We start from the raw sequence: 13408 nt of genomic DNA on the forward strand, positions 1-13408 counted from the left end.
AAATCCACCCACCAGGACCGGGGTTTCGATGGTAGTGGCGGGGATGCCGACAGGGATGTTCAGGTTCCAGGTAGCAAGATCGATCATGAGTGACTCCACGACAAACGAGGGGTGCTTCAGTCGGCTCACATCTCATCCGGGAGTCAGTAGCGATTTACTCGGCATTCCAGCCAGTGACAGGCAACTCAAAGCAAGCGGGTTAAAAGCTCCGGGGTCCGCTGCATAGCGGCTCTGGGCGCTTTTATAGCGAAAGGCTTACAAAGATGTAAGCGTTTTTCGACGACTTGCTGGCGTCAAAAACCCGTTTATTTGAGCAAATTAAGGCCAGTTGCTAGTATTTGATGTTTTTTTGCTAGTACGCTTTCGAAGAAAAAAACCAACAGCAAAGCGGGTAAGACGATTTATTGGCGTCATTTAATTATCTTTTTTCTGAATTTGGATGCATCGATACGCGGTTGATGCTGGCCAGGGTTCCGACCAATGGTTGTCTATATCGGTGTTTAGGTGTGGGGTGAGCGGTCGGAGCTGCCTCTCGAGGTAGGAATAAAACAACATATTGCCGTGAGTTTCTGCCAAGCCTGGCTCCAGGGGCTGCCGCATAGGTCGTCCTGCGGCCTGCTGATTCGGTACACTGGGGTTCTGCGTTTCTCCTTCTGCAAGGACCCTGTTGCGGCATGACTCCCCTTAAATACCTGCAGGCGTACCCCTCCGCCCTTCAGGAGCAGGTGCGCCAACTGATCGCGCAGCAGCGGTTGGGCGACTACCTGCAGCAGCGTTATCCGCACCGTCATGGGGTGCAAAGCGACAAGGCCCTGTATGCCTACACCCTGGCGCTCAAGCAGGCGCACCTGAAAAACGCGCCCGCCATCGACAAGGTGCTGTACGACAATCGCCTGGACCTCACCCATCGCGCATTGGGGCTGCATACCGCCATCTCGCGTGTACAGGGTGGCAAGCTCAAGGCGAAAAAGGAGATTCGTGTGGCCGCGTTGTTCAAGGACGCGGCGCCCGAGTTCCTCAAGATGATCGTGGTTCACGAGCTGGCGCACCTGAAGGAGCAGGACCACAACAAAGCCTTCTATCAACTGTGCGAGTACATGCTGCCGGGCTACGGCCAGTTGGAGTTCGACCTGCGGGTGTACCTGACTTGGCGCGATCTGCCGGTTTTGCCGACGCCCGTTTAACGCACTGCCCGGCAAAGGGCAAAATGCATGACGACACTGGGGCGGGTCATGCAATGTGCATGGGGTGCTTGGCTGGACTTTGCATTAAGTCATTGTAAATTAAAGATTATTTAAGTTTATTGGCTTGGCATAAGGACTGCATCCAAGGGATCAATACCGATCACTCTGGAGCCGTACATGAACCTCGTCCTTGAAGCCAACCTGGCCTTTTCTGCCGCCTTCCCCGATTTCGACATCGCCACCCAGATCCGTCCGGATGGCGGGCTGCTGCTGACCCTGCACGCGGGTGATCGCATTATTGCCAAGCGCTCCTTGCCGTTCGGTCAGTTCAACAGCCCGCTGCAGCTGGAGTGGCAGATCAGTGCGATTCGCCGGGATCTGGCGCTGGACGCCGCGATGGCCCCCGCTGTAGTGGCCTTACAAAGCCATTCGCGCGGGACCGTCCGTTATGCCGCCGCAGGCGCCCAGTAAGTCGTACGCCTGCGGGGGCTGGTTGCCAGTCGCCGTTGCCGAGGGTTGAAATGGATGTGATCGACTTGTTGGAACGGGACCATGTGCGTATCCGCAGCCTGCTCGCCCGCTTGCGAGGCGCGGGTGCGCGCGCACTGAAAACCCGTGTTGAGCTGCTGGATCGGCTGGCCCTGGAGCTGGCTATCCACAGCTGCCTGGAGGAGGAGCTGCTGTACCCGCTACTGTGCGTCCAGGGCGGTGACGAGGAGGTCGCGGGTTACCTCGACGATCGGGAAGAGCATCGCGCCTTGAACAGCTTGCTGCTGCCGGACCTGCAAGCCACGGATCCGTCGAGCAGTCGCTTCGCCGGGCGCCTGAAAGTGCTGCAGGCCATGATCGAGCAGTTGATCGAGCGTGAGCAAAGCGAATTGCTTCCCCGTGCGCAAAAGCACCTCGGCAAGGTTCGTTTGCAACTGCTGGGGCGGCAGATGGAGCATCTGCGCAGTTCACTGAAGTGCGGGTTGCTGGACATGGCCAACCAAGCGGCATAACGGGTCCCTGGCTTAGCCTTTCGCGGGCCACGGCCACTCAATTTTCGCACCTTTCCTGTGGCCAGCCCTGGCGCGGTTGCGGGTGCTGCGGTGCTGCGGTGCGCGGGCTGCGCCATCTGAGGCTTGGACACCCGGCGATGCCGGCGAAAGGGCGAAATGCAGGCGGCGCGCCCCGCGCTTGGGTTCGTCAGCACGGGCGGAGTTTATGAACTGCAAAAAAAACCGGGGTCAGGCGATAAGCCTGACCCCGGTCGTGACACACGACTTTTACTGGGTTGGGTATTACTTGATCCAGTGTTTACCCCAGTGGGTGATGTCGTAGGCCTGTGCGGCCCGAGCGGATTTCTGCCCGGAGCCTGCTTCAGCCTTGCCTGCAGCGATCTCGTCATCGATCACTTTGGTCGACAGGGACAGCCAGCTGGTGACATAGGCCATGGCATCACCGTTGATTTCCAGGGCTTTCTGGTCGATGTTGCTCAGGTTGTCGCAGCTCTGGTGGTAGCACGGGTCGAAAGCGATCCCTGCCTTGCCGCCATACTTGGTCGCCTGCTCTTCGGACATCAGCACTTCAGCGCCGGTGAACAGGCCGCCGAAAGCGATGCCGTCGGTGAAGAACTGTGCGTAGTCGGAGCGGAAGGTGATCTCGTCGCCTTCGGACGGTAGCGCCCGTTTGCCGTAGTACTTCTCGAACAGCTTCTCGGTCGCGGCCGAGCCGGGTGGCCCTTTCAAGCCGAACTGCGAACCGTCACCGTCATAGACGAACAGGGCGAAGTTGGGTGAGGCGATCATGTCGAAGTTCAGGTAGACCTTGATCTTGGCCTTCTCTTCGGGCGTCAGGCTCTTCACGTAGTGGGTCGAACCAACCAGGCCGGATTCCTCGGCGCCCCACCAGGCAAAACGGACCTTGTTATGGGGCAGTGCCTTGCTCATTTGCAGGGCCAGTTCCAGGTTGGCGGCACTGCCCGAACCGTTGTCGTTGATGCCGGCGCCTTCGAACACCGAGTCCAGGTGGGAGCCGACCATGACCACGTTGTTCGGGTTGCCGCGGCGAGTCTCGGCGATCACGTTGTAGGTCTGGGTTTTCTTGCGCTCAACGTCCGTCACCACGCGCAGTTGCAAACCTTCGGTGGTGGCCCAGGCGGCACCGTTGTCGTAGGTGGCGAATACGGCCGGAATGCCGCCTTCGTAACCATCGCCCAAGGTGGCGTTGAGCAGCCCCTTGCGGTCCTCGGTATTGCCCTGGTTGAACACCACTACGCCGACGGCGCCAGCGGCGGCGGCGTTTTCGACCTTCTGCTCGAAACCGCAAGTGCCGCGCTGGATCAGCGCAATGGCGCCGGCCGGGAAGGCGGCGAAGTCTTCGGCTTCGCAGCCGCTGTCCGAGACATTGTCCGGGCCCAGGTGCACGTCGACTGCCACCACCGGTGCGGTCACGTCACCGGCTTCGGTCTGCGACAGGTAGGTGAAGTCCTTTTCCCATTCGTAGCTGACAGGGGCCGGCAGGGTCGCCTGCAGGGTGCCTGGGCCTTTGGGGTAGTAGGCGGTAAACGGGAACGCCTGCAGGCTCACGGTGTAGCCCGCCCGCTCCAGAGTTGCCTTGATGTAGTCAACCGAGGCTTGATAGCCCGGCATGCCTGCCGCGCGGGTGCCGCTGTTGGCAATCGCGATCTCGTTCAGTTTCTTCAGGTGTTTCATCACCTTGCCGGATTGCATGCAGCGCGGCAGTCCGAGCGGGGTGCTGTTCAGAACGCCCAACTGGCATTCGAACGGCAGGGGTTTGGCGTAACTCCAAAACTCGTTGAGCAGATCGCTTTCCGGAGAGGCAAGAGTCGCGGTGGACAATGCCAGGGCGACCGCACTCACAGCGAGCTGCAGTTTTCTTGGTTTTCTGAGGGGATAAGGCATGCTCTCTCCAATCCTTAATGGAGGTTACGGTTGGCGACGAGGTTTGTGACCACGGCGCCACTAGTCCTTTACTGCATCGATCGGACACGGGACGAGCCTAGTCAATAATTCTGCTGAGCTTGCACGAGTGTTCCATTTTGCGATGTTGCGCAAACTTTGCGGTTTTTTATCGGTCTTTTTAAATTAATTGACGCGACCCATGGATCGAATGGCACCAGGGGTTGTCTGATCGGCCCTTGTTATCTACGCAAGGCAGAAAGGCGTCGTAAAGGCGTAAAGGCGGCAGTTGTCGGGTTTTAGGCAGATAATCAGTGTGCTTATCCCTATAAGGCGCTGCTGATGCCCTTCCTCTGTTTGCGTCCGTGGTTGTTCTGCCTCGGCTATGGCCTGTTCAGCCTGTTCAGCCTGTCAGCGGGGGCGGCTGACTGGCGGGTGGTCGGCAGCCAGTTTCCCGGCATTTTCGAACGTGATGCGCGCGGCGACTTCCAAGGACTGGCGCCGCTGGTGCTGCGCACGGTGGCGCATGAGTTGGGCCACCAAGTGCATTTCGAACTGTATCCCTGGGCCCGGGCGCAGCGCATGGTCGAGTGGGGATTGGCCGATATCCTGATCGGGCCCTATCGCAACCCGGTCCGTGAAGCGCAATTCGTGTTTTCCGAACAGCCCTTTTATGAGGACCGCATTGTGCTGTACGCCCGGGTGGGCCATGCCGCGCGCTGGGCCGGACGGTACGAGCAGTTGCGTGGCCAGCGCGTGGCGGTGGTGCGTGGTTGGGCATACGGTGCGCGATTCGAGCAAGAGCGCCCGTTGCTGCAATTGATCACGGTGGAGACCGTCGAGAACGGCCTGAAGATGCTGCATCTGGGGCGTGTCGACATGCTTTTGAGCAACGAACGCAACACCCGGCCGGTGCTCGAGGCGCTCGAGCTGAGCACGGCGCTGGAGCAGCTGCAGCCGGTGCTGGATCGTCAGCAGGGGTATTTTGCCTTCGCCAAGGGTGCCAAAACCGAACAGCTGCGCAGTGAATTCAACCGGGTATTCAATCGAATGGTGGTCGATGGCAGCCTGGCGCGCCTGGCAAAACCCCTCGCGGTAACACTGCCCTGAGACGTGCTCGTGCGTCGGCGCGTGAGCTCAGCAGACCTGCACTATCTCGAACCTCTGTTGCAGTCGATTGATCGTCAGCTCGAGCTCATCGCCCAGTTGCTTGCCGAGCAATCGTTGTCCCAGGGGCGAGCGCGGGGTGATGACGGTCACCTGCTGGGGAGGCTGGCCAACCCGCACGCCGGCGCCATCAGGGCCGAGGAACAACCATTGGCGAATGCCCTGGGTATCGCTGAGCGACACCAGGGCGCCAAGCTGGATTCCGCGCTTGGCTTCGAAGGGGCGCAGGACCAGCTGCTGAAAGGCACGGTGCGCCTGGCGCAGCTCCTCGACGCGACGGGCCTGGCCGGTCGCCAGGTAGGAGGCTTCCAGGCCCAGGGTGTCGTACTTGTTCTCGGCGATGTTTTCCTCATGGGTGGCGGCCTCGTAGGCGGTCTGCGCGGCGCGTTGCAGCAGCTGCAGGTCGGCGTCCAGTTGCGCGAGGATGGCCTGGCGTAGCTGATTTTTATCGGGGAAAGTCATGCCGGGACCAGGCTCCGTGAGAAAGGCAGGGGCCACCTGCCGTGCTCGGCTGCAGGGGCGCAACCGCTGCGCGGCGGGAGAATAAGGTACTCGAGCAGCCGTGCGTGAAAAGTCCGGCGATTATGGCGTTTCTTGTTTAAGATCGCGCTTTTATCCGCGAAGCGAGGGCTGGGCCATGGCAGTATCGACGATAGTCACTCTGGTGGTGCTGGCGGCCATGGTGTTTTACATCATCAGCCTCTACAACCGTCTGGTTGCATTGCGCAATCGTTTCCAGAATGCCTTTGCGCAGATCGAAGTTCAGCTCAAACGCCGGTATGACCTGATCCCCAACCTGGTGGAAACCGCCAAGGGGTACCTGAAACACGAGCGCGAAACCCTGGAGGCCGTCATCACCGCACGCAATACCGCCCTGGCGGGACTGCAAGCGGCGGCGGCCGCCCCCGGAAGCGCAGCGGCAATGCAACAACTGGCCGGCGCGGAAGGCGCATTGAGTGGCGCCATGGGGCGCCTCAGCGTGGTGATGGAGGCTTACCCGGACCTCAAGGCGTCGGCCAATATGCTGCAGGTGGGCGAAGAGCTGACCAGTACCGAGAACAAATTGGCCTTTGCCCGCCAGGCGTTCAATGACGCGGTCATGGATTACAACAGCTTCAAGCAGAGTTTCCCGGCGGTGGTGCTGGCGGGTAGCTTCGGCCATGCCAAGGACGCCACACTGCTGGAGTTCGCCGACAGCCCGGTGATGCAGGACGCGCCCAAGGTTGCGTTTTAACTGCAAGGCGGATGGGGCACGATGAATTTTTTCGAGCAACAGGACCGCGCCAAACGCAGCAGTAGCTATTTGCTGTTGTTGTTTCTGCTAGCGGTCTGCAGTCTGATCGCGCTCACCACGTTGGCCGTGACCTTGGCGCTACCGTTTATCAGTGGCGGCGCGGACGCCCCGTTGCGCGCAGATGTGCCCTTGGTCGGCGCGATCGCCTTGGTGGTCACGGCGGTGGTGCTGCTGGGCAGCCTGTACAAGAGCCGGCAACTGCGTACTGGTGGCCGGGTCGTGGCCGAGTTGCTCGGCGGGCGCTTGCTCAACCTGGGCCCGCAGGACGCCGACGAGAAAAAGATCGTCAATGTGGTGGAGGAGATGGCCATTGCCTCCGGCACGCCGGTGCCGCCGGTGTACCTGCTCGAGGATGAGGCGATCAATGCCTTTGCCGCCGGGCTCACCCCCCAGGATGCGGTGATCGGCATCACGCGCGGCTGCATCCGGCAGCTGTCACGGGACGAACTGCAGGGCGTGGTGGCCCACGAGTTCAGTCATATCTTCCACGGCGACATGCGCTTGAACACCCGTTTGGTCGCCTTGCTGCACGGTATCCTGGTGATAGGTCTGATCGGCGAGATGGTTCTGCGCGGCGCCAGCCAGCGCAGCTCTGGCTCCAGCTCGAGTTCGTCGAAAAAGGACAATTCCGCGCTGGTGTTCCTGGCGTTAGGCGCGGGGCTGATGCTGATCGGTTATGCGGGTACCTTTTTCGGCAACTGGATCAAGGCCGCGGTCAGCCGTCAGCGCGAATTTCTCGCCGATGCCTCGGCGGTGCGCTTTACCCGTAACCCGGACGGTATAGCCGGTGCGTTAAAAAAGATCGGCGCCCATGCCGCCGGCAGCGAGCTGCAGGCGGTGCAGGCCGCGCAATTTAGCCATATGTTCTTTGGCCAGGGCATAGCGGTCACGTTTGGCTCCATGGCGGCCACCCACCCACCGTTGGAGGAACGGATTCGTCGCGTCGACCCCGGTTGGGATGGGCAGTTCGTGCCGGATGGGCGGACGGTCGCTCCGCCAGCCCGCGTGGCACCGGCCGGGCCCGCACAGGCCCTGGACGAAACCCTGGGTGGCCTGATCGGGGCAGGGCTGGCTGCGCTGACCCACACACCTTATCAGACGGCCGAGCGGCCCCCCGCCAGTACGCGCCAAGGGGCACTGGACGCCATAGAGGCCATTGGCACTCCTGGCCACGCGCATCTGCAGCACGCGCGGCAGGTCCTCGATGGGCTGGACGAGGTGCTCAGTGACGCCGCCCGTTCGCCGTTCAGCGCCCGGGCGCTGGCCTACGGTCTGTTGCTGAGCCGTGACCCGGATGTGCGCGATCGGCAGCTGGCGTTGTTGCGCGAACAGGCGGCGGATGCTTTCGTCGCCTTGGATGGACTGCTGGAGCGGCTGCTGCGCTTGCTCGCCACGCAACGCCTGCCACTGATCGATCTGGTCTTGCCCGCGCTCAAGCAACTGTCCGTGGCCCAGCATGATCAATTTATCGCCGGGCTGGTGGCACTGATCCGCGCCGATCGGGAAATCAGCCTGATGGAGTGGGCGCTGTACCGTATCCTGCTGCACAACCTGCGGGATCCACAGCCGACCACGGCGCGTTTCGAGCTGCAGCAGCTACCGGGCGAGACCGCCTTGCTGGTGTCGGCCTTGGCCTACGCCGGACATGCCAGCGACGAACAGGCCGATGCGGCGTTCCTGGTCGCCGCGTCGCAATTGCCGTTCGCGGCCCTGCAGTTGGTGGCCGTGACCACCCTGAGCATTGCAGCGCTGGATAAAGCCCTGGACAAACTCAGCCAACTCAAGCCGCTGCACAAGCCGCGCCTGTTGAAGGCACTGGCACGCTGCATCGAGCACGACCAGCAGATCAGGGTCGATGAGGCGGAGTTGTTCCGTGCCATTGCCGACAGCCTGGACTGCCCGATGCCCCCGCTGTTGCTGAGCCCGCAGCATCCGTCGACCCACTATCAGCCCGTCACCGTCCCTTCCTGAGTGCCAGCCCGTGCGGGGCGATGCTGTCACGCACCGCCCCGGGTCGGTCACTGTCCGCTGCTGTCAAACGTCAGGTCCTGGGTGCGGCGGGCGGTGCGGTAACCCGCCTGCAGCCTGATGCCCTGGTAATTGCCGAAGGCATGCAACAACACATACCAGGTCCCCGCGACCGGTGCGGCATAGCGGCAGGACTCGTCCTGGCTGGTGCTGTAAGGGCGGCAGTCATAACGGCTGAGGTTCGGTTGCTCGCCGCGCAGTACGTGCATATCGGCATCACCGCTGCCGCCGGCGATACTGAAATACAGCTCGGTGGCGTCGGCCGGTACCTGCAGCCGGTAATAGGTGAACGTGCCCTGACTGGCGGCGAGGTTGGACAGGGCCTGGCCGTTGTTCAACAGCAATGGCTCGGGCAGGCCGGTGCCGGGGTTGGGCAGGCGATTGCCGACGCAGAATTTCTGCCCCGCACGCAGCAGCCAGAAGTAGCTGCAATCGCTGTCGTAGCTGTCGCGCCCGGTGTGCACCTTGTAGCCGGACAGCAGGACGTCGTTCAGGTGATGGAAGCTGCCCTCGCGCTTGAGGCTGAAGTGTTGGTGCGGGCCCGTCGAGTGACCGCCGTTGCACAGGGCCTGGTTGCGATTGCCGGCATAGTTGGCCAGGCGCTGATTTTTCACCACCTGCTGGTTGGTTTGGATCTGTACATTGTCCAGGTGGTAATAGGTGGTGGACCAGCCGCCGGGGTGGATTACCTCCACCGAGCAGGACGAGTGACGCACCGCCCGGCCTTCTGCGGCGGCGACCACCCATTTGTTGCGGGTGTCCGACCCCCAGCCGCCGCCATTGTTCAGGTCCAGAGACGCCTGCGGGAATGTCCCGCTGCCAGTATTGGTGTGGCTGCCGCCGAAGTACCAGGCCTCACCCGCGGGGAACGGCAACTGCAACAGGTCGGCCGGCGGCAGTGCCGCGGCGGTTAGCCGGGTCGCCCGCGGTAAGGTGTCCTGGGGGAACAGGCGTCGGTAGGTGGCGGTGAAGTTCGTCGCGCTGATGGTGTTCGGCAGCAGCTCGAGCAGCGCCCGCGAGTCGGGCGCCTGCCGTTTCAGCTCCCGGTCCCGGTAGTAGGTGCTGGCCAGGCGGGTCGCCACCTCCTGGACCTGCTCGGCGAAGGGCGCCGGCGCCGACAGCGGACCAAAAGGTTGTTGCTGGGCGTAACGCGAGGCGTTGCTGACGCCGCTGCTCTGCAGTTCGATCAGGGCGAGCAGCACTTTGGGACTGATGCTGCTGTAGCCAGCCCAATGGCTGAGCACCTCGCTCTGGTCTTCCAAGTGCGGTGCGTGGTCGTGCAGGTACTGCTTGAGGTCGAAGTGCAGCATCTCGTCGTAGGAATAGATCAGCGCCGGTTCGACGCCTGTTTCGGGTTCTGTTGCCCATACTGCCGGGCCCAGCAGTACCGCGGTGATTGCCACCATTACTCTGCCTGTGCTGCTCATCTCGACTCCTTACTAAGATGGACACGCCAGCGCGCCGCGCGCGGCATAAAAACCGGCGTTGGGGGGGGCGCTCAGGGAATTCAGCAGGAGGAGGTCGGTGCGGAGTGCTTCGCCTCGCGAGAGGCACATCGAGCTGTCTTCCTTGACCGTCTTGCGAGTCTAGTGCCCCTTGGATCTGTTATGGCGGCGGCTGACGAGAGGTGTGTGAGCGATAGGGGGCTGAGGAGGTCGCGCTCAGCGTGCACGCAGGGGGGCCAGGGACTCGATAAACGGCGGTGGCTCGGAAGCATTCCTATCCTCCTCGTCGCCGGTGAGCGACATCAGCGTCCCGTGACCCCCGTCGACTATCGTGAAGGGGACGCCGACAGTGCAGCAGTAGTGGCCGGAGTCAAACGACAACCCGAAATCTCCCTCGCCTGTCAGTGCGCGGTAACCGTGCAGGTCGCTTATCGCGAGTTTTTCCGTTCCCCCATTGGACCAAGTCTTGCCGTCGCGCGTCAGCGTCAGCCCATAGAGGTCGTTCAGGCCCATCAGGAAGGACAAGTCATGTTGGTCCCGATCGATTTGGCCAGGCTGAAACGCCAGTAATACGCGGCGGGCGGGATGGCTGGTGAGTGTCTCGTCGTTCCATGCCTCCACCGAAACAGCCCATTGAGGGAGCGGGCCGTCGCTGTAGCGCAGCACTCTCTGGCTGTTGCAGTTGCCGTCGAAAGCGGACTCTTCGATGCGCCACTTGCCCGTGTCATTGAAGGAAAAGCCGCACATTTCCTGCGGCACCGGATGGAGAGTGACCTGCTTAAGACGCGTTTCTGCTGCCGTGGGCGGGCCAGCAATTACACAGAAGGCGAACCCAATGACCAGGCGGCGTTTCATGAATGTTCCATCGACTTCGGGATTATCACCAAAGCCGGCAGTATATAGCTGTCTCTGCTGCAGGTGCGTCGCCCTTGCCGTCCAGTCAGCGCACAGGCCAATGGTCCATCCCGTGTACGGCGAGGCCGGGTAGCTCGGGGCACCACCGTCAACTGGGAAACATGAAAACCGCCCCTTTTTGCGCGAGCGAATGTTCGGCACGAGCCGTTCGTGTCACGGCGGTGATCCGGACCGGAAAATAGGCTCAGGCCTGCTGTGTGGGAAAAAAACCGGCCGCGGCGGCAGCCGGAAAGCGGGAAGGATCAGGGCCGGTTGGCCGCCTCGGGCAGGTGTTGGCTTAGCAGGGTCGAGGTCCGGGGCACGTTGCTCAGGCGCTGTTGCAGGCGGGTCAGAAAGCCCACTTCGAAGGCCATCTGCTCAGTGTGGCTGAGCTGTTTTTCTCGCCCCAGGATCAACGTCATCCACAAGTAGGTTGAACGATCGCTGGCCAGCCAGCGGTCGGCGCAGGCAACGGCATAATCGATGCTCGGCTGACAGTTTTCCTGCCACATCAGTTCGAGACCGGGATGATCATCGGCGGCAGGGATGGTGATGCGATAGCCCCTACGCATGGTGCACCCGCGGGGAGGCCGTCAGGGGGAGGGCAAGGCAGTCCTTTGACATAAATAATGCTCCTGGTACCGCGTCGACTCCGGACACGAAAACCCACAGCGCTGGCTGCCATGACCGCTCTATGTCCGTCGACTCGTGGTGCTGCGCCTGAGCGCGGCACTCCAAACGTAGCCAGCTACGAACATCGTAGTATCTGTCCTGCAATTGCACAACGATTCTCGTAGGTCTTTCAGGCTCAGGGACATGTCATGGCGAGTAATCAGGTTTGGGCGCGCCGATTGAGAGCGGCGCGCGAAGCCAAAGGCCTCTCGCAGAAGCAGCTTGGCATTGAAGCCGGGCTCGACCCATCGGTCGCCAGCACCCGCATCAATCGCTACGAAATGGGCGTACACCGTGCAGACCAGCCGATTACCCAGAAGGTCGCCGAGGTGCTCAACATACCGGTGGCGTACCTTTACGCCGATTACGATGGGCTGGCCGAGCTGATCCTCACGTTCGAGCGGGCCACGGCCGAACAGAAGGCCTATTTGCTGGAAGTGGCCGCGCGAATACGGGCCGGCAGCCAATAGCGGCAATGCGTCTGTGCCGCTGGCATGCTGGCAGCTCCGCCCGGTGCGTGATGCAGCATCCGGGCGATGGCTGCGGGCTCCGTCAGTGCTCAGTGTCACGGGGGCGTCCTATGGGTTTATGGGGTTAAGGCCTGTGCGTCAGGTCGGTGGAAAGGCATAAATGTGGCCGATGATCGCTGTGACGCCTTGCGTCACTATCGTCGCGCCGGGTTTTCGTCTAAAACTAGAGTCAGTTTGCTAAGAACACTTTGCTATTAAAGTAAATTGCAAGCGAATCGACGCTACGGTAGCGGGACCTTGTCGGCCCGCGCGCATCTGGATTCTGTGCATGGGCTGTGTAGCGCGCGTCTGGCTGTTGGGGCTGCTACTGTTTTTGGCCAATGGCGCCTGGGCGGAGCGCCTGCGCCTGGTCGCGGACCTCTGGCCGCCCTTCAGTGATCAGGCCCTGCTCAACGGTGGTCTGGCCACGGACCTGGTCCGCACGGCGCTGGCCCGCGCCGGCTACACCACGGAATACGCCCAGGTGCCTTGGGCCCGCGCGTTGCACGGCGTGGAAATCGGCAGCTACGACGTGCTGATCAATGCCTGGTTCAGCGAAGAGCGAACCCGTATCGGGCAATTTTCCTCGCCCTACCTGACCAATCGGATTCGCCTGCTCAAGCGCAAGAACACTTTGATCGACTTCAACAGCCTGGCCGATCTGCGGCCTTTCGAAATCGCCGTGGTGCGCAATTACGCCTACGACCCCGGCTTCGACAACGACACTCAGTTGCGCAAGGTGCCGGTGGCCAGCTTCGGCAGTGCCGCGCGCATGCTGCACGCCGGGCGGGTGAGCCTGACCCTGGAGGATGAGTACGTCGCGCGTTACTACCTCAGTCGCGAGACGCCACAGGTACGTGAGGACCTGGAGTTCCTGCCCAAGGCGCTGAGCGAAAACGGCCTGCATATCCTGGTCAGCCATGTGCACCCCGGCCATCGTAAGATCGTCGAAGGTTTCAACAGGGCGTTGCAGGAGATGAAAGCCGATGGCAGCTATGCCGCCATGCTGAAAACCCACGGATTTTGACCCGGGGTCGCTGACAGGCGCTGTATGGCTCGGCTTGCCAAGCGTTCGATCCTCTTCTAGCGTGAAGCCAGCAGTGGCGTCGCCGGGTCCCGACCCGCACGAGGCCCTCCCAGCGCCGCTCCCCGGCGTTCCCTCGAGTTGCAGCGTGTCGCTCCGGTGCCCGGGTCGACGCCCGTCGCGTAGGACGTTCGTGGCCATGGATCAGCCTTCCCTTCGCGCTACCCACTTTTCTGTTTCTCGTCGCAGGCCTTGCGGTGCGGCTTGCGCGTGGGAGTGGCCGGCGCT

Annotated in this window: 13 protein-coding genes and 1 pseudogene; 8 read left to right on the top strand and 6 right to left on the bottom strand. The window is 61.9% G+C overall.

The window, feature by feature from the left end; translation table 11 throughout:
- Window positions 1-87: pseudogene (locus tag ABWY06_RS18205) on the bottom strand (polysaccharide lyase family 7 protein); the annotation flags it as partial.
- A gap of 587 nt (window positions 88-674) precedes the next feature.
- Here ABWY06_RS18205 and ABWY06_RS18210 point away from each other — a divergent pair.
- The 3 genes from ABWY06_RS18210 to ABWY06_RS18220 all read left to right on the top strand — a co-directional run bounded on the left by ABWY06_RS18210 (window position 675) and on the right by ABWY06_RS18220 (window position 2185).
- Window positions 675-1184, top strand: a complete 510-nt coding sequence (locus ABWY06_RS18210; RefSeq protein ID WP_353926992.1) for a M48 metallopeptidase family protein — start codon at window positions 675-677, stop codon at window positions 1182-1184.
- A 177-nt stretch (window positions 1185-1361) separates the two neighbouring features.
- Window positions 1362-1655: a DUF3509 domain-containing protein gene (locus ABWY06_RS18215; RefSeq protein ID WP_353926993.1), complete on the top strand. Its 294-nt coding sequence runs from the start codon at window positions 1362-1364 to the stop codon at window positions 1653-1655.
- Between the two features lie 50 nt (window positions 1656-1705).
- On the top strand, window positions 1706-2185 hold the full coding sequence (locus tag ABWY06_RS18220) for a hemerythrin domain-containing protein (RefSeq protein ID WP_353926994.1): 480 nt from the start codon (window positions 1706-1708) through the stop codon (window positions 2183-2185).
- Between the two features lie 282 nt (window positions 2186-2467).
- Here the strand turns inward: ABWY06_RS18220 and ABWY06_RS18225 are convergent, their stop codons facing one another.
- Window positions 2468-4090 carry a M28 family metallopeptidase gene (locus tag ABWY06_RS18225; protein WP_353926995.1) on the bottom strand — a complete coding sequence of 541 codons (1623 nt, stop codon included), beginning with the start codon at window positions 4088-4090 and terminating at the stop codon, window positions 2468-2470.
- Window positions 4091-4429: 339 nt separating this feature from the next.
- Between ABWY06_RS18225 and ABWY06_RS18230 the strand changes: the two genes are divergently transcribed.
- Window positions 4430-5197, top strand: a complete 768-nt coding sequence (locus ABWY06_RS18230) for a substrate-binding periplasmic protein (RefSeq protein WP_353926996.1) — start codon at window positions 4430-4432, stop codon at window positions 5195-5197.
- A 27-nt stretch (window positions 5198-5224) separates the two neighbouring features.
- On the opposite strand, the gene ABWY06_RS18235 is transcribed toward ABWY06_RS18230, so the two are convergent.
- Entirely contained in the window at window positions 5225-5716 is a 492-nt protein-coding gene (locus ABWY06_RS18235) for a GreA/GreB family elongation factor (RefSeq protein WP_353926997.1), read from the bottom strand.
- A 175-nt stretch (window positions 5717-5891) separates the two neighbouring features.
- On the opposite strand from ABWY06_RS18235, the gene ABWY06_RS18240 reads away from it, so the two are divergent.
- Window positions 5892-6488, top strand: coding sequence for a LemA family protein (locus ABWY06_RS18240; RefSeq protein ID WP_353926998.1), 597 nt, complete (start codon window positions 5892-5894; stop codon window positions 6486-6488).
- A 21-nt stretch (window positions 6489-6509) separates the two neighbouring features.
- A complete protein-coding gene (locus ABWY06_RS18245; protein WP_353926999.1) occupies window positions 6510-8519 on the top strand; it encodes a M48 family metallopeptidase in 2010 nt (669 codons plus the stop codon).
- A 47-nt stretch (window positions 8520-8566) separates the two neighbouring features.
- Here ABWY06_RS18245 and ABWY06_RS18250 read toward each other — a convergent pair whose 3' ends face one another.
- The 3 genes from ABWY06_RS18250 to ABWY06_RS18260 form a co-directional block, all read right to left on the bottom strand.
- Window positions 8567-10003 (bottom strand): LasA N-terminal domain-containing protein, encoded by a 1437-nt coding sequence (locus ABWY06_RS18250; RefSeq protein WP_353927000.1) that lies wholly within the window; start codon window positions 10001-10003, stop codon window positions 8567-8569.
- A gap of 234 nt (window positions 10004-10237) precedes the next feature.
- A complete protein-coding gene (locus ABWY06_RS18255) occupies window positions 10238-10876 on the bottom strand; it encodes a hypothetical protein (RefSeq protein ID WP_353927001.1) in 639 nt (212 codons plus the stop codon).
- 302 nt (window positions 10877-11178) lie between these two features.
- Window positions 11179-11487 carry a LasR-specific antiactivator QslA gene (locus ABWY06_RS18260; protein ID WP_353927002.1) on the bottom strand — a complete coding sequence of 103 codons (309 nt, stop codon included), beginning with the start codon at window positions 11485-11487 and terminating at the stop codon, window positions 11179-11181.
- Between the two features lie 249 nt (window positions 11488-11736).
- Here ABWY06_RS18260 and ABWY06_RS18265 point away from each other — a divergent pair, with 249 nt between their 5' ends.
- Both ABWY06_RS18265 and ABWY06_RS18270 read left to right on the top strand, forming a co-directional pair.
- Window positions 11737-12057 carry a helix-turn-helix domain-containing protein gene (locus ABWY06_RS18265; RefSeq protein ID WP_353927003.1) on the top strand — a complete coding sequence of 107 codons (321 nt, stop codon included), beginning with the start codon at window positions 11737-11739 and terminating at the stop codon, window positions 12055-12057.
- 328 nt (window positions 12058-12385) lie between these two features.
- Window positions 12386-13123, top strand: coding sequence for a substrate-binding periplasmic protein (locus tag ABWY06_RS18270; RefSeq protein ID WP_353927004.1), 738 nt, complete (start codon window positions 12386-12388; stop codon window positions 13121-13123).
- Window positions 13124-13408: the final 285 nt, after the last annotated feature.

Source organism: Pseudomonas sp., assembly GCF_040514055.1.
Lineage (GTDB): Bacteria > Pseudomonadota > Gammaproteobacteria > Pseudomonadales > Pseudomonadaceae > Aquipseudomonas.